General features: G+C 65.4%; 22 protein-coding genes. 19 read left to right on the forward strand and 3 right to left on the reverse strand.

The annotated features are described in order from the left end of the window. Positions 1 to 1440, forward strand: coding sequence for a mycofactocin dehydrogenase MftG (mftG, locus tag B4U45_RS18975; RefSeq protein WP_075547030.1), 1440 nt, complete (start codon positions 1 to 3; stop codon positions 1438 to 1440). A 3-nt stretch (positions 1441 to 1443) separates the two neighbouring features. Here the strand turns inward: mftG and B4U45_RS18980 are convergent, their stop codons facing one another. Continuing rightward, positions 1444 to 3048: an MFS transporter gene (locus B4U45_RS18980; protein WP_075547031.1), complete on the reverse strand. Its 1605-nt coding sequence runs from the start codon at positions 3046 to 3048 to the stop codon at positions 1444 to 1446. Between the two features lie 143 nt (positions 3049 to 3191). On the opposite strand from B4U45_RS18980, the gene B4U45_RS18985 reads away from it, so the two are divergent. Further along, on the forward strand, positions 3192 to 3794 hold the full coding sequence (locus B4U45_RS18985) for a TetR/AcrR family transcriptional regulator (protein WP_075547159.1): 603 nt from the start codon (positions 3192 to 3194) through the stop codon (positions 3792 to 3794). 44 nt (positions 3795 to 3838) lie between these two features. Here B4U45_RS18985 and B4U45_RS18990 read toward each other — a convergent pair whose 3' ends face one another. Both B4U45_RS18990 and B4U45_RS18995 read right to left on the reverse strand, forming a co-directional pair. Then, positions 3839 to 4225 carry a hypothetical protein gene (locus tag B4U45_RS18990; protein ID WP_131808291.1) on the reverse strand — a complete coding sequence of 129 codons (387 nt, stop codon included), beginning with the start codon at positions 4223 to 4225 and terminating at the stop codon, positions 3839 to 3841. Next, positions 4197 to 4385, reverse strand: a complete 189-nt coding sequence (locus B4U45_RS18995) for a hypothetical protein (RefSeq protein WP_075547033.1) — start codon at positions 4383 to 4385, stop codon at positions 4197 to 4199. The genes B4U45_RS18990 and B4U45_RS18995 overlap by 29 nt, the downstream gene beginning before the upstream one ends. Before the next feature lie 285 nt (positions 4386 to 4670). Here B4U45_RS18995 and rpsJ point away from each other — a divergent pair, with 285 nt between their 5' ends. The 17 genes from rpsJ (at position 4671) to B4U45_RS19080 (ending at position 18278) form a co-directional block, all read left to right on the forward strand. Beyond that, entirely contained in the window at positions 4671 to 4976 is a 306-nt protein-coding gene (gene rpsJ, locus B4U45_RS19000; RefSeq protein ID WP_003873519.1) for a 30S ribosomal protein S10, read from the forward strand. Between the two features lie 14 nt (positions 4977 to 4990). After that, positions 4991 to 5644: a 50S ribosomal protein L3 gene (gene rplC / locus B4U45_RS19005; RefSeq protein ID WP_075547034.1), complete on the forward strand. Its 654-nt coding sequence runs from the start codon at positions 4991 to 4993 to the stop codon at positions 5642 to 5644. Next, positions 5644 to 6312 (forward strand): 50S ribosomal protein L4, encoded by a 669-nt coding sequence (gene rplD / locus B4U45_RS19010; protein ID WP_075547035.1) that lies wholly within the window; start codon positions 5644 to 5646, stop codon positions 6310 to 6312. The genes rplC and rplD overlap by 1 nt, the downstream gene beginning before the upstream one ends. Further along, entirely contained in the window at positions 6312 to 6614 is a 303-nt protein-coding gene (gene rplW / locus B4U45_RS19015; protein WP_023370924.1) for a 50S ribosomal protein L23, read from the forward strand. The genes rplD and rplW overlap by 1 nt, the downstream gene beginning before the upstream one ends. Positions 6615 to 6643: 29 nt before the next feature. Further along, positions 6644 to 7486, forward strand: coding sequence for a 50S ribosomal protein L2 (gene rplB / locus B4U45_RS19020; protein ID WP_075547036.1), 843 nt, complete (start codon positions 6644 to 6646; stop codon positions 7484 to 7486). Positions 7487 to 7543: 57 nt separating this feature from the next. Continuing rightward, a complete protein-coding gene (rpsS, locus tag B4U45_RS19025; protein ID WP_003892827.1) occupies positions 7544 to 7825 on the forward strand; it encodes a 30S ribosomal protein S19 in 282 nt (93 codons plus the stop codon). Continuing rightward, positions 7822 to 8391, forward strand: coding sequence for a 50S ribosomal protein L22 (gene rplV / locus B4U45_RS19030; protein WP_075547037.1), 570 nt, complete (start codon positions 7822 to 7824; stop codon positions 8389 to 8391). The genes rpsS and rplV overlap by 4 nt, the downstream gene beginning before the upstream one ends. After that, positions 8391 to 9224, forward strand: a complete 834-nt coding sequence (gene rpsC, locus B4U45_RS19035) for a 30S ribosomal protein S3 (RefSeq protein WP_075547038.1) — start codon at positions 8391 to 8393, stop codon at positions 9222 to 9224. The genes rplV and rpsC overlap by 1 nt, the downstream gene beginning before the upstream one ends. A gap of 7 nt (positions 9225 to 9231) precedes the next feature. After that, positions 9232 to 9648 carry a 50S ribosomal protein L16 gene (rplP, locus tag B4U45_RS19040; protein ID WP_011739064.1) on the forward strand — a complete coding sequence of 139 codons (417 nt, stop codon included), beginning with the start codon at positions 9232 to 9234 and terminating at the stop codon, positions 9646 to 9648. Beyond that, on the forward strand, positions 9648 to 9908 hold the full coding sequence (rpmC, locus tag B4U45_RS19045) for a 50S ribosomal protein L29 (RefSeq protein ID WP_075547039.1): 261 nt from the start codon (positions 9648 to 9650) through the stop codon (positions 9906 to 9908). The genes rplP and rpmC overlap by 1 nt, the downstream gene beginning before the upstream one ends. Continuing rightward, a complete protein-coding gene (rpsQ, locus tag B4U45_RS19050; protein WP_089024958.1) occupies positions 9905 to 10297 on the forward strand; it encodes a 30S ribosomal protein S17 in 393 nt (130 codons plus the stop codon). Before rpmC ends, rpsQ begins: the two co-directional genes overlap by 4 nt. Before the next feature lie 503 nt (positions 10298 to 10800). Continuing rightward, on the forward strand, positions 10801 to 12042 hold the full coding sequence (locus B4U45_RS19055; protein ID WP_075547041.1) for a cytochrome P450: 1242 nt from the start codon (positions 10801 to 10803) through the stop codon (positions 12040 to 12042). 252 nt (positions 12043 to 12294) lie between these two features. Then, positions 12295 to 14655, forward strand: coding sequence for an arylsulfatase (locus B4U45_RS19060; RefSeq protein ID WP_075547042.1), 2361 nt, complete (start codon positions 12295 to 12297; stop codon positions 14653 to 14655). After that, on the forward strand, positions 14636 to 15301 hold the full coding sequence (locus B4U45_RS29445; protein WP_240316574.1) for a hypothetical protein: 666 nt from the start codon (positions 14636 to 14638) through the stop codon (positions 15299 to 15301). The genes B4U45_RS19060 and B4U45_RS29445 overlap by 20 nt, the downstream gene beginning before the upstream one ends. Before the next feature lie 16 nt (positions 15302 to 15317). Then, on the forward strand, positions 15318 to 16208 hold the full coding sequence (locus tag B4U45_RS19070) for a formylglycine-generating enzyme family protein (RefSeq protein WP_075547043.1): 891 nt from the start codon (positions 15318 to 15320) through the stop codon (positions 16206 to 16208). A 96-nt stretch (positions 16209 to 16304) separates the two neighbouring features. After that, positions 16305 to 17216, forward strand: coding sequence for a DUF4436 domain-containing protein (locus B4U45_RS19075; protein WP_075547044.1), 912 nt, complete (start codon positions 16305 to 16307; stop codon positions 17214 to 17216). A 96-nt stretch (positions 17217 to 17312) separates the two neighbouring features. Further along, the gene (locus B4U45_RS19080) at positions 17313 to 18278 is read left to right on the forward strand and encodes a DUF4436 domain-containing protein (RefSeq protein WP_075547045.1); all 966 of its coding nucleotides are present in this window, start codon (positions 17313 to 17315) and stop codon (positions 18276 to 18278) included. Positions 18279 to 18400 lie beyond the last annotated feature (122 nt).

Raw genomic sequence — 18400 nt, forward strand, 5'->3', positions numbered from 1 at the left:
TTGACTGCTGCCGCCGGGCACAGCGACGTGTTGATCGTCGGCGCGGGCAGCGCCGGATCGGTGGTGGCCGCCCGCCTTTCTGCCGATCCCCGCTGTGTCGTGACCGTCCTCGAGACGGGCCCCGGCCTCGCCGATCCGCAGTTGCTGGCGCAAACCTCCAATGGGTTTCGCCTCCCGATCGGCGTGGGCAGTCCGCTGGTCCGGCGATACCAGACCCAGCTCACCGACCGGCCGATTCGCCGACTGGCGATCGTGCGCGGAGCGACCCTCGGTGGTTGCGGTGCAATCAACGGCGGCTACTTCTGCCGCGGACTACCACAGGATTTCGATCGCGCTGCGCTACCCGGCTGGGCATGGCCCGACGTACTCGAACACTTCCGGGCCATTGAGACAGATCTGGACTTCAGTACGTCCGCGCACGGTGGCGACGGCCCCATCCTGGTTCGGCGAACGCACGAGATCACCGGCATCACCCAGCGCTTCATCAGTGCCGCCGAGCGCGCCGGGTTCCCCTGGATCGACGACCTCAACGACGTTGGTCCGTCGAGTGTCTCGGGGGTGGGCGCGGTCCCGCTGAACATCGTGGACGGTGTCCGGACCGGGTCCGGCGCCGGGTATCTGCTGCCCGCGCTGCGCCGACCAAACCTGACACTGCTGGAACAGACCCGGGCATTGCGATTGCGCTTCTCCGGCGCCAGAGCCGTCGGTGTCGACGCGGTTGGCCCATCCGGGCCGATCACTCTGGCGGCCAACCGAATTGTTCTGTGCGCCGGTGCGATTGAGTCGGCACATCTGCTGATGCTGTCCGGGGTCGGTGACGAGGCGATGCTTCGTGCGGTCGGCGTTCCGGTGGTGGCGGCGCTGCCGGTCGGAATGAGTTGCAGCGACCACCCGGAATGGGTGCTCCCCACGACGTGGGTCGTTGCTCCCGAACGGCCGGTGCTGGAGGTGGTGCTGCACACCGCAGACGACCTCGAGATCAGGCCCTATACCGGTGGTTTCGTGGCTATGACCGGTAATGGCCTTGGGGGACAGCCTGATTGGCCGCATATCGGGGTGGCGCTCATGCGGCCGCGGGCCCGTGGTCGGATCACGCTGCTCTCGGCGGATCCCGACGTGCCGCCGCGGATCGAGCATCGATACGACAGCGAGCCGGCCGACGTCGCCGCGCTGCGGCGGGGCGTCGATCTAGCCCGCGAAATAGCGGGTGCGGCAACGGATGTCGGGCAAGTCGCGTGGTCCACGTCACAACATCTGTGTGGCAGTGCCCCCATGGGGGTTGACGGTGACCCCGGGGGCGTCGTCGACGTCCGGTGCCGGGTGTACGGTATCGAAAATCTATGGGTGATCGACGGCTCCGTGCTGCCGGTGATCACCAGCCGCGGTCCGCATGCCACCATTGTGATGTTGGGGCATCGGGCGGCCGAATTCGTCGTATGAGCGTCAGGCTCGGTGCCGTCCTGCCGTTGCCGGCGCGGGTGCGACGACCCGGCGGATCGGCCCCAGTTGCCGGCCATCTCGGCCGGGTGCCCACAATCCGATCAGCACCGCTGCGATGGCCACAATCACGGCCATCACCAGCGTCGAGGCGTGCATGGCGGTCAGGAACGCCGCCTTGCTGACGTCGGCAAGCTGCTTTCCCTGGGGCCCAAGCCGATTGGCTACCTCCACGGCCTGGGCCAGCGAATCGGTCGCCGCGCCGCGGACGGCCGGTGGGAAGGCCGACAAACTCGTCGCCAGCTCTTGGGCGCGGCGTCCGGCCAGTATCGAGCCGGCCACCGCGATTCCCAACGCTCCGCCCACCTCCCTGGTGGTGTCGTTGACCGCCGATGCCACGCCTTGCTTTTCGTCGGGAACGGCCGCCATGATCGCCGAAGTCGTCGGTGCCGTGCATAACCCGATGCCCGCGCTGAGTATCAACGCGGGCCAGGCCAGGTCGAAATACGATGAGTCCACCGACAGCCCGCGCATGCACAGGAAGCCCACCGACATCACCAGCATGCCCACCAGCAACACCAGCCGCAGACCGAGTTTCGGGACGTACCAGAACGACAGTGCCGACAAGATGCCCAGCGGCACCATGAACGGGCCGAAGGCGACCGCCGTCATCAGAGCGGAGTAGCCCATGATCTGCTGGACGTATTGCATGCCGAGGTAGAAGAAGCCGAAGGTCGCCCCGAACAGCATGACGATGGTTCCCACCCCGGTGGCAAATCCGGGATCGGCGAACAGCCGCACGTCGAGAAGCGGCTGCCGGCGCCGGAATTCGACGACACCGAACGCCCCGGCAAGAACCGCTCCGACGACAAGGCCGCCGACGACGACGGCGTCGCCCCAGCCGCGCTGGGGTGCTTGCAAGATACCGAATACCGACACCGCGACGGCGGCGCCGATCAGTACGGCACCCAGCCAGTCGACTCGCGGCGCATCGGGTTCGCGTGACGACGCGACGGAGCACGTCAGCGCAAAGACCAACGCGCCGGCGGCCCCGAGCGCCCAGAAGATCGACTTCCAATCCCAGAAGCTGAGCAGGATGCCGGAACCGAACATGCCCAGCACCCCGCCCGAGCCGGCGACTCCGGCCCAGATCCCGACGGCCTTCATCCGCTCTTCTTTCGGATAGGCAACGGTCAGCAGGGAGAGCGTCGCGGGCATCACGAACGCCGCTCCGGTCCCGGCGACCGCCCGGGCCACGATGATCTGCAGCGGGGTGTCGAAGATCGCCGGCGCCACCGAGGCCACCGAGAAGACGGTCAGACCGAACAACAGCGCGCCTCGTCGCCCGTAACGGTCGCCGATGGCCCCGGCCGGTAGCAGCAGGCAGGCCAGCGCGACGGTGTAACCGTCGACCACCCAGGTCAGCTGAGACTGCGTCGCCGAGGTCGCCACCGCAAGGTCGCCCAGTGCCGTGTTCAACGCGACCATCGACGCGACGACGAGCGACACGCCCGTGCAGGCCACCGTCAGGGTCCAGATTCGAGCGCGATGGGAGGTGCCCGACGGCATCCCGTCGGTACGCTGATGAGGCCGGACGAGGGTGTTCACCATGCTGCACGCCTCCTTCCGGCGGCGAGTACTTGCCGAGACTAACGGTCTTGCATATAGACGGATAGTCTCGTTCTTAAACGGAGGTAGTGCAGATCGCCGGCAGTAGCGTTGATCCCCGCCCGGAGCGGTCTCGGGCTCGGTTACTGGAAGCCGCCACTGCGTTGCTGCGGTCCGGCGGGCCGAAGGCGGTGACCGTGGAGGCGGTCACCCGTGGCGCCAACGTTGCCAGAGCCACGCTGTACCGCCACTTCGCCAGTGGGAACGACCTGCTGGCCGCGACGTTCAACAGCCTGATACCGCCGGCGCCCATGCCGCCTTCGGAAGGTTCGCTGCGGGATCGGCTCATCGCGTTGTTACAGGCTCAGGCCGAGCTGATTGCCGAAGCGCCGGGCATGCTGACCGCGATGGCCTGGGTCGCGCTGGGCGGCGATCTTGAACAACTGCCGGAAGCGCGGCACGCCCATAGCGGTGACAGCACTGCGCTTGCCACCTTGCGCGAACGCATCGCCCAGCAGTATGCGGCGCCATTCGACGCGATTTTCGACAGCCCGGAGGCGGCCGAATTGGGCGAGATCGACCGGTCCCGCGCGATCGCCCTGTTGATCGGCCCCCTGGTGCTGGGACGGTTGAGCACCCTGCCGGACTTCGACTATCGGGAATGCGCGCGGGCAGCAGTCGACGGCTTTCTGTTCGTCCAGCGCCGGCGGGGTGGAGCGGTGGCGGCCACCAACATCGAATCGGCATGAGTCAACGGACGGATCTTCATCCCGCTCAACGGATTTGAGCTGCGTTACCGGCCGGTCCGATCCTTGATCCGCTGCCTGACCGCGGCTTTGCCTTCGGCCAGTGTGGCCAAGCCCAGGCGGGTAGCGCTCCACCTGAGCTCGTTATTGATGATCCAGCGCGCCAGAATCAATTCGGAGTGCTCCAACAGCTGAATGGCTTCCAGCATCGGTTCCAGCACCGGTCTGGCCGGCACAATGAGGCCGCGGCGCCTCGGGAAGCCGCGGAACATCCAGTCGGTGAACTCCGACAACGCCAGGGCCGGCGCATCGCTGGGCATGTTCGGGTCGAAGGCCGCCATCAGTTCGGCGGCTAATTCGCCCGGCGGGGCGCCGTTGATCCAGTCGACCATCGGTTGCGCGGCGTCAGGTGCCCCCAAATCCGGCCCGATCACGGGATGAGAGCGTAGGCTTGGCCGCCACCGCCCGGTGGAACAAACCAAAAGCCCTGGTGGGGTCGCTGCCGGCGATGATCGTGGACCGCCCGGCGGACACCGCCGGCGGCCCACCGATGCCGATGACCCGGGATTTGGCCGAAGCGGTGATCTGGGGCATACTGTTCAGGTTGCCTTGCGCCAGGTTTGCGCCTGGCCAGGCACACGACCGGCGCCCACACGGGCGCGTCCGGCCCCATCCTTGGAGCGCGACCGATTTCGGCGCCTACAAGGCTGCGTGCGGGCGACACGCCCGACCGCGGGGGTCGGTGGACCACGACAGGTAAACAGCGGCGCAGTATCCGGCGCACGCTAGTTCGACCCGGGATCGGCCGGCGTCGATCGGCGGGCTGGCGGCACCAGGTCCGGACCCGGGCCTGAAGTATTGGAGTGAGGTAGGAGAAGCGTGGCGGGACAGAAGATCCGCATCAGGCTCAAGGCCTACGACCATGAGGCTATCGACGCTTCGGCGCGCAAGATCGTCGAGACCGTCGTCCGCACGGGTGCCAGCGTCGTAGGTCCGGTGCCACTGCCGACCGAGAAGAACGTGTATTGCGTCATCCGCTCCCCGCATAAGTACAAGGACTCGCGGGAGCACTTCGAGATGCGCACCCACAAGCGGTTGATCGACATTCTCGACCCGACCCCGAAGACGGTTGACGCACTCATGCGCATCGATCTTCCGGCCAGCGTCGACGTCAACATCCAGTAGGAGTCTGCAGAGCAATGGCACGAAAGGGCATTCTCGGTACCAAGCTGGGCATGACGCAGGTATTCGACGAGAACAACAGGGTCGTACCGGTGACAGTGGTCAAGGCGGGCCCGAACGTCGTGACGCGCATCCGCACGCCGGAGCGCGACGGCTACAGCGCCGTGCAGCTGGCCTACGGCGAAATCAGTCCCCGCAAGGTCACCAAGCCGCTGAGCGGTCAGTACACCGCCGCGGGCGTCAATCCGCGGCGGCACCTGGCCGAGCTGCGCCTCGATGACCCGGACGCGGTGGCCGAATACGAGGTCGGCCAGGAGCTGACGGCCGAGATCTTCGCCGACGGCAGCTACGTGGATGTGACCGGGACCTCCAAGGGCAAAGGCTTCGCCGGCACCATGAAGCGGCACGGCTTCCGCGGTCAGGGAGCTGCTCACGGTGCCCAGGCGGTGCACCGGCGTCCCGGCTCCATCGGCGGTTGCGCCACCCCGGCGCGGGTGTTCAAGGGCACCCGGATGGCCGGCCGGATGGGCAATGACCGGGTAACCGTGCAGAACCTGTTGGTGCACAAGGTCGATGCCGAAAATGGCGTGCTGTTGATCAAGGGTGCGGTTCCCGGCCGCACCGGCGGACTCGTGATGGTCCGCAGCGCGATCAAACGAGGTGAAAAGTAATGGCTGCCACCACCCTCAAGATTGACGTCAAGACGCCGGCCGGCGAAGTCGAAGGCTCCATCGAGCTGCCGGCCGAGTTGTTCGACGTACCGGCCAACATCGCGTTGATGCACCAGGTGGTCACCGCGCAGCGGGCGGCGGCCCGCCAGGGCACACACTCGACGAAGACACGCGGCGATGTCAGCGGCGGTGGTCGGAAGCCGTACCGGCAGAAGGGCACCGGTCGAGCCCGGCAGGGGTCGACGCGGGCCCCGCAATTCACCGGCGGGGGCGTGGTGCACGGTCCCAAGCCTCGTGACTACAGCCAGCGCACCCCCAAGAAGATGATCGCCGCCGCGTTGCGGGGCGCGTTGTCGGACCGCGCGCGCAACGGGCGCATCCACGCGGTCACCGAGTTGGTTGCCGGCCAAACCCCCTCTACCAAGAGCGCCAAGACATTTCTGGCGACGCTGACCGACCGCAGGCAGCTGCTGGTGGTCATCGGGCGCGACGACGAGACGGCGGCCAAGAGCGTCCGCAACCTGCCCGGTGTGCACGTCCTGTCGCCCGATCAACTCAACACCTACGACGTGCTGCGCGCCGACGACGTGGTTTTCAGCGTCGCGGCGCTCAACGCCTACATAGCCGCTAATACAGCCGCCAACACTCCCGAGGAGGTTTCGGCCTGATGGCGACCATCGCCGACCCCCGCGACATCATCCTGGCCCCGGTGATCTCGGAGAAGTCCTACGGGTTGCTCGACGACAACGTCTACACGTTCGTAGTGCATCCCGATTCCAACAAGACGCAGATCAAGATCGCTATCGAGAAAATCTTCGCGGTCAAGGTCGCATCGGTGAACACCGCCAACCGGCCGGGCAAGCGCAAGCGCACCCGTACCGGATACGGCAGGCGCAAGAACACCAAGCGCGCCATCGTGACCCTGGCGCCGGGCAGCAAGCCGATTGACCTGTTCGGAGCACCGGCCTAGCCGCGCGCGAGAGAAAGACCTGATTAGACATGGCAATTCGCAAATACAAGCCGACGACGCCGGGCCGCCGCGGCGCCAGTGTGTCGGATTTCGCCGAGATCACCCGGTCCACGCCGGAGAAGTCACTGGTGCGTCCGTTGCACGGCCACGGCGGCCGCAACGCGCACGGCCGGATCACCACGCGCCACAAGGGCGGCGGTCACAAGCGCGCCTACCGGCTCATCGACTTCCGTCGTAACGACAAGGACGGGGTCAACGCCAAGGTCGCGCACATCGAGTACGACCCGAACCGCACCGCAAGGATCGCACTGCTGCATTATCTCGACGGCGAAAAGCGCTATATCATTGCGCCCAACGGGCTTACGCAGGGCGACGTGGTGGAATCGGGTCCCAATGCCGACATCAAGCCCGGTAACAACCTTCCGCTGCGCAACATCCCGGCCGGCACCTTGGTCCACGCGGTGGAGTTGCGGCCCGGCGGCGGGGCCAAGCTTGCGCGCTCGGCCGGGTCGAGTATCCAGTTGCTCGGCAAGGAAGCCAGTTACGCGTCGCTGCGGATGCCCAGTGGCGAAATCCGCCGGGTCGACGTCCGCTGCCGCGCGACGGTCGGCGAGGTGGGCAATGCCGAGCAAGCGAACATCAACTGGGGCAAGGCCGGTCGGATGCGATGGAAGGGCAAGCGCCCGTCGGTCCGTGGCGTGGTGATGAACCCCGTCGACCACCCGCACGGTGGTGGCGAGGGTAAGACCTCCGGTGGCCGTCACCCGGTCAGCCCCTGGGGCAAGAAGGAAGGGCGCACCCGCCATCCGAACAAGCAAAGCAACAAACTCATCGTCCGCCGCCGGCGCACCGGCAAGAAGCATGGCCGCTAGCCTGGCGACGATGCGCGCGGGCAAATTAGACCCAGGAAGTTTCAGGAGTAGCCAACTATGCCACGCAGCCTGAAGAAGGGCCCGTTCGTCGACGACCATCTGCTCAAGAAGGTCGACGTACAGAACGAGAAGAACACCAAGCAGGTCATCAAGACCTGGTCGCGGCGTTCGACCATCATCCCCGACTTCATCGGCCACACCTTCGCGGTACACGACGGCCGCAAGCATGTCCCGGTGTTCGTCACCGAGGCGATGGTGGGTCACAAGCTCGGTGAATTCGCGCCGACGCGCACCTTCAAGGGACACATCAAGGACGACCGGAAGAGTAAGCGGCGATGACTACCACCACTGAATATCCGTCGGCCGTCGCCAAGGCACGGTTTGTGCGGGTATCGCCGAGAAAGGCGCGCCGGGTCATCGATCTGGTTCGGGGCCGCTCGGTATCGGATGCACTCGACATCCTGCGCTGGGCGCCGCAGGCCGCCAGTGAGCCGGTGGCCAAGGTGATCGCCAGTGCCGCCGCCAACGCGCAGAACAACAACGGCCTGGACCCGACGACGTTGGTGGTCGCCACGGTCTATGCCGACGAGGGTCCGACCGCCAAACGCATCCGTCCGCGTGCTCAGGGTCGTGCGTTCCGAATTCGGCGGCGCACCAGCCACATCACCGTGGTGGTGGAGAGTCGCCCGGCCAAGGACGAGCGGTCTTCGAAGTCGTCGAGGGCGCGTCGGGCCGAGGGCAGCAAGGCCGCCGCGAAGGCACCTGCGAAGAAAGCCCCTGCTGTTTCGGGGACCAAAGCACCGGCCAAGAAAGCGGCGACCAAAGCGCCCGCCAAGAAAGCACCCGCAAAGACTTCTGAGACTTCTGCATCTGAGAATTCCGTTGGGAAGGGAGGCTCAGACTAGTGGGCCAGAAGATCAATCCGCACGGCTTCCGGCTGGGCATCACCACCGACTGGAAGTCGCGCTGGTACGCCGATAAGCAGTACGCCGAGTACGTCAAGGAGGACGTCGCGATCCGCCGGCTGCTGTCGAGCGGCCTGGAGCGCGCCGGTATCGCCGACGTGGAGATCGAGCGGACCCGCGATCGGGTCCGGGTGGACATTCACACCGCCCGCCCGGGCATCGTCATCGGCCGCCGCGGCACCGAGGCCGACCGGATTCGCGCCGATCTGGAGAAGCTGACCAAAAAGCAGGTTCAGCTAAACATTCTCGAGGTGAAAAACCCCGAGTCGCAAGCTCAATTGGTGGCCCAGGGGGTTGCCGAACAGTTGAGCAACCGGGTGGCGTTCCGCCGCGCGATGCGCAAGGCCATCCAGTCGGCGATGCGTCAGCCCAACGTCAAGGGCATCCGGGTGCAGTGCTCGGGCCGCCTTGGCGGTGCCGAGATGAGCCGCTCGGAGTTCTACCGCGAAGGCCGGGTTCCCCTGCATACCTTGCGCGCGGACATCGACTACGGCCTGTACGAGGCCAAGACCACCTTCGGCCGGATCGGCGTGAAGGTGTGGATTTACAAGGGCGACATCGTCGGTGGCAAGCGCGAATTGGCCGCCGCGGTCCCCGCGGGCCCCGAACGGCCGCGCCGCGAACGGCCGGCGGGCACCCGTCCGCGCCGCAGCGGTGCCTCGGGCACGACGGCCACGGGCACCGACGCGGGCCGCGCCGCGGGCGGCGAAGAGAGCACCGCGGGGGCCGGCAACGAGACCGCGCCGGCGGTCGAAGCGCAGAGTACGGAGTGAATGAATCATGCTGATTCCCCGCAAGGTCAAGCACCGCAAGCAGCATCATCCCCGCCAGCGAGGCATCGCCAGCGGTGGAACGTCGGTGAATTTCGGCGACTACGGGATCCAGGCCCTCGAGCACGCCTATGTCACCAACCGGCAGATCGAGTCGGCCCGTATCGCCATCAACCGGCACATCAAGCGTGGCGGCAAGGTGTGGATCAACATCTTTCCGGACCGCCCGTTGACCAAGAAGCCCGCCGAGACCCGGATGGGTTCGGGCAAGGGCTCCCCGGAGTGGTGGGTGGCCAACGTCAAGCCGGGCCGGGTGCTGTTCGAACTCAGCTACCCCAATGAAGCGATCGCGCGGGCCGCGCTGACCCGTGCGATCCACAAGTTGCCGATCAAGGCACGCATTATCACTCGAGAGGAGCAGTTCTGATGGCAGTGGGAATTTCCCCTGGCGAACTGCGTGAGCTCACCGACGAGGAACTGACCGAGCGACTGCGCGAATCCAAGGGAGAGTTGTTCAACCTGCGCTTCCAGATGGCGACCGGCCAGCTCAACAACATCCGCCGGCTCCGCACGGTGCGTCGGGAAATCGCCCGCGTCTATACGGTGCTGCGCGAACGAGAACTGGGTCTGGCTTCCGGTCCCGATGGTCCCGAAGGCCCCGAAGGCCCCGAAGGTAAGGAATCGTGATGGCAGAGGCTAAGACTGGCGCAAAGGCGGCACCCGCGGCGGCTAAAGCCCCACGCAAGGCAGCGTCCAAAGAGGCCGCACCCAAGGATGTCCCCTCGAAAGCGAAGGGCCCCAAGCACACTCCGAGCGCTCCCAAGCCGCGAGGCCGTCGCAAGACACGCATCGGCTACGTGGTGAGCGACAAGATGCAGAAGACCATCGTGGTCGAGCTGGAAGACCGCATGCGGCACCCGTTGTACGGCAAGATCATTCGCACCACCAAGAAGGTCAAGGCGCACGATGAGAACAGCATCGCCGGCATCGGCGACCGCGTTTCGCTGATGGAGACGCGTCCGCTGTCGGCGACCAAACGCTGGCGGCTGGTCGAGATCCTCGAGAAGGCCAAGTAACGGCCGAAAGAGCTTTGCGGAGCGCCGGGTCAGACGATTTTCGTCGCCTGACCCGGCGCTTCTTCGTGGACATGACAGTTTGCGTGTGGTGAGGCGAATCGCCGGACACCTCGGCCACTGCCAGATGTAGGACTGCACTTGTCCACCGCTGGTAGGACAAGCAATGATCCAGGTAAATCCGCCCATAATGGGACAGAGTTTGCCGGCGTGGGTTGCTAATTTTCGGGTGGAAAAGACATCTGCATCATGTCCGCCTTGCGCGCGCATGGCAGGTCTGTGAATCGATACGAGGAGGAAATTTCATGTCCCACGAGATGCTGTTCGCCGAATGCGAGCTCGTCTACTCGGCTCCTATCTGCAAGGCCGACGAAATCTGCGAGTGAATCTAACCTGACTGGCCGGGCGGGATCTGATATCCCAAGGTGGTCAGATCCCGCACCGGTCGAGACCCGCGACGCCGCCCGGCGGCATTGAATCCCAAAATCGGATTCGAGGAGAGCAGAATGACGCCAGGCTCCGCTGGTCCTGTCGTAGCTTCGCTGTTCGGAATCGACCTGACAAATCCGGACACCTTTGCGAACGGCTTCCCGCACCACGTATTTGAGAGCCATCGCACTGAAGCACCGGTGTTCTGGCACTCGCCCACTGAGCACACTCCCGATGGTGAAGGCTTCTGGTCGGTAGCCACCTATGCCGAGGTACTGGCAGTACTGCGTGACTCAGCGACCTTCTCATCGGAAGCCGGCGGCCAACGGCCGTTCGGTGGCACCTTGTTGCAGGATCTGCCAATCGCCGGTCATGTGCTCAACATGATGGATGATCCGCGGCATGCTGCGATCCGGCGGCTGGTCAGCTCTGGTCTAGGGCCACGAATGATTCGCCGAATCGAACACGACCTGCGCCAACGGGCCCGAAGGCTGCTCAACCGGATCGAGCCCGGTGTAGCGTTGGACTTCGCGGTTGATATCGCTGTCGACCTGCCGATGCAGGCGATCTGCATCTTGTGCGGAATTCCGGAGATCGACCGGCACTGGTTGTTGGAGGAGTTTGAGGCGGGTCTGGATTTTCGCGGAACCCGAGCGGAGTACATGGCATGGGCGCTTGGTGAAGGTGCCGAATCACGGCGGGACAGCTACTGTCGGGAGCTGATTGCGCGCAAACGCGCTGAGCCGGCCGACGACTTGCTGTCTATCGTCGCCAACGCAACCGAACCTTTCCTGTCGGACGCCGAGGTTCACTTGTTTTTCAACACGATGTTCAGCGCGGGCTCAGACACTACTCGCAATGCGATTGCGGTTGGGCTGCTTGCTCTGGCCGAACGTCCCGACCAATGGCGGCAACTGCGCGGGGATTTGAAGTTGTTGCCGTCGGCGATCGAGGAAATGGTGCGTTGGTCATCGCCATCGCCGTCGAAGCGGCGCACGGCCACTCGCGCCGTCACCTTGGGAGGCCACTGGATCGAGGCTGGCCAAAAGGTGTTGGTGTGGGAGGGCTCGGCCAACCGCGATCCCAGCGTGTTCGACCGTCCAAACGAATTCGACATCACCCGAAAGCCCAACCCGCACCTCGGTTTTGGCCAAGGGGTGCACGCTTGCATGGGCGCAAATCTGGCCCGGATGGAGCTGCGGCTGTTTTTCGAGGAACTGCTCCCGCGCTTCGAAGCAATCCAGTTGACGGGGCCCGTGGAATGGATCGGCACTAACCGCCGCAACGGCTTGCGGCACCTGGTGTTGGAATTCAACTGACCGCACCACCGGCGCCGGTGGCCGGGAAGCCGCCGAAAGTCGCGGGGCCCGCGGAGCGCCCGGCCAGACCCCGATACCGGCCTCGCGAAATTTGTCATACTATGTTGACAATGTAAGGTGACGGCAGGCCGCAAGATCAGGCAAGCGCCCAAATTGTGCACTGCCGCGTCGTTGTGCGGTCGGGTCACCCCTGTTCGGGGTAATCTCCACGCGACGCCGATAAATGTGCGTACAGAAAGTGGGTGTGTTGCAGTGACGACGGGGTCGACCGAGTTTCAAGGCAAGATCGAGCTGGATATCCGTGACTCGGAACCGGATTGGGGTCCCTACGCGGCGCCGACGGCGCCCGAGAACGCGCCCAACATCTTGTATCTGGTCTGGGACGACACCGGCATCGCGACCTGGGACTGCTTCGGTGGCGTGGTGGAGATGCCCGCCATGACGCGCATCGCCGAGCGCGGCGTGCGCCTGACGCAATTCCACACCACCGCGTTGTGTTCGCCAACGAGGGCGTCGCTGCTGACCGGTCGCAACGCGACTACCGTCGGCATGGCGACCATCGAAGAATTCACCGACGGTTTCCCCAACTGCAACGGACGGATACCGGCCGATACCGCCCTTCTTTCGGAGGTGCTCGCCGAAGGCGGCTACAACACCTATTGCGTGGGCAAGTGGCACCTGACACCGCTCGAAGAGGCCAACATGGCCGCGACGAAGCGGCACTGGCCCACGTCTCGGGGATTCGAACGCTTCTACGGATTCATGGGCGGCGAGACCGACCAGTGGTATCCCGACCTGGTGTACGACAACCACCCGGTCAGCCCACCCGGCACCCCAGAGGACGGCTATCACCTGTCGAAGGACCTGGCGGACAAGGCGATCCAATTCATCCGCGATGCCAAGGTGATCGCGCCGGACAAGCCGTGGTTCACTTACCTGTGCCCGGGCGCCGGGCATGCGCCGCACCACGTCTTCAAGGAGTGGGCGGACAAATATGCCGGCAAGTTCGACATGGGCTATGAGCAGTATCGCGAGGTTGTGCTGGAGCGGCAGAAGTCGATGGGGATCGTCCCGCCGGACACCGAATTGTCGCCGATCAACCCATATCTCGACGTGAAGGGGCCCCAAGGCGAGTCGTGGCCGCTGCAGGACACCGTGCGGCCGTGGGGCTCGCTCAACGATGAAGAGAAGAAGCTGTTTTGCCGGATGGCCGAAGTGTTCGCCGGCTTCCTGAGCTACACCGATGCGCAGATCGGCCGGATCCTGGACTACCTCGAGGAATCGGGACAACTGGACAACACCATCATCGTGGTGATCTCCGACAACGGTGCCAGCGGTGAGGGCGGACCCAACGGGTCGGTCAACGAAGGAAAATTCTTCAACGGCTATATCGACACCGTCGAAGAGAGCATGAAGCTCTTCGACCACCTGGGTGGCCCGCAAACCTACAACCACTACCCGATCGGGTGGGCGATGGCCTTCAACACCCCCTACAAGCTGTTCAAGCGCTACGCCTCGCACGAGGGCGGGATCGCCGATACGGCCATCATCTCCTGGCCGGCCGGGATCACGGCCCACGGCGAAGTCCGGGACAATTACGTCAACGTCGCCGATATCACCCCGACCGTTTACGAGCTGCTGGGCATGACCCCGCCGGATACCGTCAAGGGCATCACCCAGAAGCCCCTGGATGGGGTGAGTTTCAAAGCCGCCCTGGACGATCCAGCCGTCGACACCGGCAAGCACACCCAGTTCTACGCCATGCTCGGCACCCGCGGAATCTGGCACGAGGGCTGGTTCGCCAACACCATCCACGCCGCCACACCAGCCGGCTGGTCGCATTTCGACACCGATCGGTGGGAACTGTTCCACATCGAAAAAGACCGCAGCCAATGCCATGACCTCGCTGCCGAGCATCCCGACAAGCTCGAAGAACTCAAGGCGCTGTGGTATTCCGAGGCCGCCAAATACAACGGTCTGCCACTGTCGGATCTCAACATCGTGGAAACCATGATGCGGTCGCGGCCCTATCTGGTCACCGAACGATCCACCTACATCTACTATCCCAACTGCGCTGACGTCGGTATCGGAGCCGCCGCCGAAATCCGCGGCCGTTCGTTCGCCGTCGTGGCCGACGTGACGGTGGACACCACCGGCGCCGAAGGGGTGCTGTTCAAGCAGGGCGGTGCGCACGGCGGGCACGTATTGTTCATCCAGGACGGACGCCTGCACTACGTCTACAACTTCCTCGGTGAGCGCCAGCAGGTGCTCTCGTCGGTCGGCCCGATCCCGCTCGGCCGACACCTGCTCGGCGTGCGCTACGCGCGGACGGGAACCGTGCCCAACAGCCACACCCCGCTGGGTGACTTGACGATGTACTTCGACCAGCACGAGGTCGGCGGACTTGCTGATGTGACCACCCACCCGGGAACATTCGGGTTGGCAGGTGCCGGCATCACCGTCGGACACAACGGCGGTTCGGCGGTGTCCAGCCGCTACATGGCGCCATTCGCCTTCACTGGCGGAACTATTGCCCAAGTGACGATCGACCTATCCGGACGACCGTATGAAGACGTGGAAAAAGAACTCGCCCTTGCGTTTTCGCGAGACTAGCCGCTCGGCACAGCTGCTGCGCGCAGCGGCGCTGCTATGCCTGTCGGGCATCGTGGCCGGCTGCGGTGAGCGCGGCGGTGGGCCGGGCGCGCCCGCACATCCTGACCCGGCGGAGCCGGTGCCGGGGATCGTGACGACGCACCCCGAGCACGTCCCGCCCGACACGGTCGCCTGTTCGCCGTCGCTGACCGGCGAGGGCCGCGCGACGCTTGCCAGTGTCTCGGACCCGGCCGCACCCAGGATCACGATCAGCGTGCCCGACGGTTGGACGTCGACCCCCGGCAGCGGGGCTACGGCGCTGACTTTGACCGGCCCCAACGGCATGTCGGCGTCAGTGACCATCGCCCCCACCGACCGACAGCCGGACAGCGCGTTCCTGGCCTACACCGCCAGCCTGGGAGGGTCGATGCGGCGGCTGAATTTCCTGGTCGCCGGCGTCCCGTTCTGCGGCTTCAGCAGCCAGCTGTTGACCGGCACCCTGCAGGGATCGTCCGGCCCGATCGAATTCGCCGACCGCATCGCTCACATCTGGACGAACACCAAGAACTACCTGGTCGCCGTCCACCTGGAGGGTCCGGCGGCGGTGCCCGGGTTCCGTTCGGCAAAATCCGCTTTGATGCAGAACTTCGCTGTCCTCATACCCTGAGCCATACCCTGAAGCCGTGTTAACCGAACTGGTTGAGCTGCCGGGCGGATCGTTCCGCATGGGGTCGACGAGCTTCTACCCCGAGGAAGCGCCGATACACACCGTCATCGTGCCCGCGTTCGCGATCGAGCGCCACCCGGTCACCAATGCGCAGTTTGCCGAATTCATCGCTGCCACAGGGTATACCACCGTGGCGGAACAACCTCTGGACCCCACGCTCTATCCGGGGGCAAACCCCGACGACCTGTGTCCGGGCGCGATGGTGTTCCGTCCGACCGCGGGTCCGGTGGACCTGCGTGACTGGCGGCAGTGGTGGGATTGGGTGCCGGGCGCGAGCTGGCGCCATCCCTTCGGCCCGGACAGCGATATCGCCGACAAACCCGACCACCCCGTCGTGCAGGTGGCCTATCCCGACGCGGCCGCCTACGCGGGGTGGGCGGGGCGGCGGCTGCCGAGCGAGGCCGAATGGGAGTACGCGGCGCGTGGGGGAACCACGACCACCTATGCCTGGGGCGACGAGGCCAAGCCCGGCGGGCAGTTGATGGCCAATACCTGGCAGGGCACGTTCCCCTACCGCAACGACGGCGCACTGGGCTGGGTTGGGACCTCGCCGGTGGGCACCTTCCCGCCCAACGGCTTCGGTCTGATCGACATGATCGGCAACGTCTGGGAATGGACCGCAACCGAGTTCTCCGCGCACCACCGCACCGATCAGCCTCCGACGGCGTGCTGCGCGCCTGTCGGGCCGGCCGACCCCACCATCAGCCAGGCGCTCAAGGGCGGCTCCCATTTGTGTGCGCCGGAGTATTGCCACCGGTACCGGCCGGCGGCCCGGTCGCCGCAATCGCAAGACACCGCGACCACCCACATCGGCTTCCGTTGTGTGGCCGAACGCGGATCAGGCTAAGGAAATTCGCGGGTCTGTGGCCCGGCGCGTTGCCGCCTGATCGCCGGTGCGGCTCACTAGCATCTGCCGCGTGTTCACCACAAAGAGCCGCTCGCGATGACCCATCAGGCTCCGCCGGCCCCGGCACCGGCGGGTCCGGTCGCGGGCAAGCCGCGCGGCACGCGCCTCGTGATCGGCTTGGCCGTTGTTCTCGGCATCATCGTCGTTTACGCCTTATCGCTATTCGGTGTGCATTTGCTCGCCACGTCGGCGCCCCCGCTGCCCGAACCGGACCTGGGCACCACCGAAGACACCGTCGTACAGGTGCGGCTCGAGAAGCTGGAGACGGTGGCCAACCGCCTGACGGTGAATGTGCTTGTCATCCCAGAAGATTCGAAGTTCGACAAACGCCTCGACGTGTTGACCCAAGACCTTGCCGTGCGGCTGTACCCAGAGAACGATCTGGGCGACCTGCAGTACCCGGTGGGCAAGACACCGGCGCAGGTCAGCACCGCGATCGAGGCCGAAGGCGATCCCGCCAACTGGCCGTTTGACTCCTACACCACGGGAGTCATCTCTGCCGACGTGATCGTCGGAACCGGCGAGAGCCGGGTGAAAGAACCCGCCCGGGTCGAGGTGATCGGGTCATTGGACGGCTGGGACGTCAGCGTGCAGCGCGTCGGGGAATCCAGCCAGACCACCAGTCGCCCCGACAACGTCATCATCACCTTGCATCGGGCCAAGGGCTCGCTGATCTTCGACCTGGGCATCATTCTGGTCCTCATCAGCCTGCCGACGTTGGGGCTGTGGGTGTCCATCCCGATGGCGTTGGGCAGGAAGAAGTTCTTGCCGCCGTTCGTGTCGTGGTTTGCCGCCATGCTGTTCGCCGTGGTCCCGTTGCGCAATATCCTGCCCGGCAACCCCCCGCCCGGCTCCTGGATCGACCAGGCAGTCACGCTATGGGTGCTGATCGCATTGATTGTGGCGATGAGCCTGTTCATCTTCGCCTACCGCCGGCAATCGGACTGATCTAGAAACGTCACCGGCGGGAACGCCGGTTGCTACCATCTGACTCCGTGTTCGGGGGCAGGTATATGTCGGCGGTCTCTTCGGCGGTGACCGCAGATGACCGATAACCACGCGCCGGCGGCGCCGGAGCCGGGTCCGCCCGGCGGATCGGCGGCGTCTCCGCCCGGCGGATCGGCGGCGTCTCCGCTGGCCCGCCCGCACATGTCGCGGCGGAAACATCTGGTGCTCGACGTGTCGATCATCGTCGGTGTCGCTGTTGTCTACGTCCTCTCGCTGGTCGGCTATCACTGGCTGGCCAGCACGCCGGGGCCGTTGCCCAAGCCGGATGTGGGCACCACCGAGGACACGGTGGTGTTGGTGCGATTCGAGCAGCTACACACCGTGGCGAATCGCCTCGATGTGAAAGTTCTTGTGATGCCGGATGATTCGATGGTCGACAAGCGGCTCGACGTGCTGACCACCGACACCTCGGTGCGCCTTTATCCGACCAACGACCTGGGTGACCTGCAGTATCCGGTGGGGAAATCGCCGGCGCAGGTCGCCACCACCATCGAGGCGCACGGCGATCCCGGTAACTGGCCTTTCGACACCTACACCACCGACACCATCCAGGCCGATGTGCTGGTCGGGGCCGGCGACACTCGCCAGTACAAGCCGGCCCGCGTCGAGGTGACCGGATCGCTGGAGGGCTGGGACATCAGCGCCCAGCGCGTCGGGGACGCGAGTCAGACCTCGGATCGCCCGGACAACGTGATCATCACGCTGAAGAGGGCCAAGGGTCCGCTGGTCTTCGACCTGGGAATCTGCCTGGTCCTCGTCACGCTGCCGACGCTGGCCCTATTCGTGGCGATCCAGATGGTCACCGGCCGGCGAAAATTCCTGCCACCGTTCTCCACGTGGTATGCGGCAATGCTGTTCGCCGTGGTGCCGCTGCGCAATATCCTTCCCGGCTCGCCGCCGGCGGGGTCGTGGATCGACCAAGCCGTGGTGATCTGGGTGCTGATAGCGCTCGCCACGGCCATGGTGGTCTACGTCATTGCGTGGTACCGGGAATCGGAGTAGCAGCGGGGCCGGACGTGGCGACCTCGGTGCCCGGGAATCCGGTTAGCCCGCGGTGATCACAGCGCATCGCTGAAGGCCGCGCAGCGCGTCACCGCCCGAAAACCGGTTCCGCAAACCGGTCC

This window comes from Mycobacterium persicum, assembly GCF_002086915.1.
Lineage (GTDB): Bacteria > Actinomycetota > Actinomycetes > Mycobacteriales > Mycobacteriaceae > Mycobacterium > Mycobacterium persicum.

Coding starts and splice junctions, on each gene's coding strand:
- B4U45_RS18980 (WP_075547031.1), bottom strand. CDS start 3,048: ATGGTGAACACCCTCGTCCGGCCTCATCAGCGTACCGACGGGATGCCG.
- B4U45_RS18995 (WP_075547033.1), bottom strand. CDS start 4,385: ATGCCCCAGATCACCGCTTCGGCCAAATCCCGGGTCATCGGCATCGGT.
- rplC (WP_075547034.1), top strand. CDS start 4,991: ATGGCACGAAAGGGCATTCTCGGTACCAAGCTGGGCATGACGCAGGTA.
- rplD (WP_075547035.1), top strand. CDS start 5,644: ATGGCTGCCACCACCCTCAAGATTGACGTCAAGACGCCGGCCGGCGAA.
- rplW (WP_023370924.1), top strand. CDS start 6,312: ATGGCGACCATCGCCGACCCCCGCGACATCATCCTGGCCCCGGTGATC.
- rplB (WP_075547036.1), top strand. CDS start 6,644: ATGGCAATTCGCAAATACAAGCCGACGACGCCGGGCCGCCGCGGCGCC.
- rpsS (WP_003892827.1), top strand. CDS start 7,544: ATGCCACGCAGCCTGAAGAAGGGCCCGTTCGTCGACGACCATCTGCTC.
- rplV (WP_075547037.1), top strand. CDS start 7,822: ATGACTACCACCACTGAATATCCGTCGGCCGTCGCCAAGGCACGGTTT.
- rplP (WP_011739064.1), top strand. CDS start 9,232: ATGCTGATTCCCCGCAAGGTCAAGCACCGCAAGCAGCATCATCCCCGC.
- rpmC (WP_075547039.1), top strand. CDS start 9,648: ATGGCAGTGGGAATTTCCCCTGGCGAACTGCGTGAGCTCACCGACGAG.
- B4U45_RS19055 (WP_075547041.1), top strand. CDS start 10,801: ATGACGCCAGGCTCCGCTGGTCCTGTCGTAGCTTCGCTGTTCGGAATC.
- B4U45_RS19075 (WP_075547044.1), top strand. CDS start 16,305: ATGACCCATCAGGCTCCGCCGGCCCCGGCACCGGCGGGTCCGGTCGCG.
- B4U45_RS19080 (WP_075547045.1), top strand. CDS start 17,313: ATGACCGATAACCACGCGCCGGCGGCGCCGGAGCCGGGTCCGCCCGGC.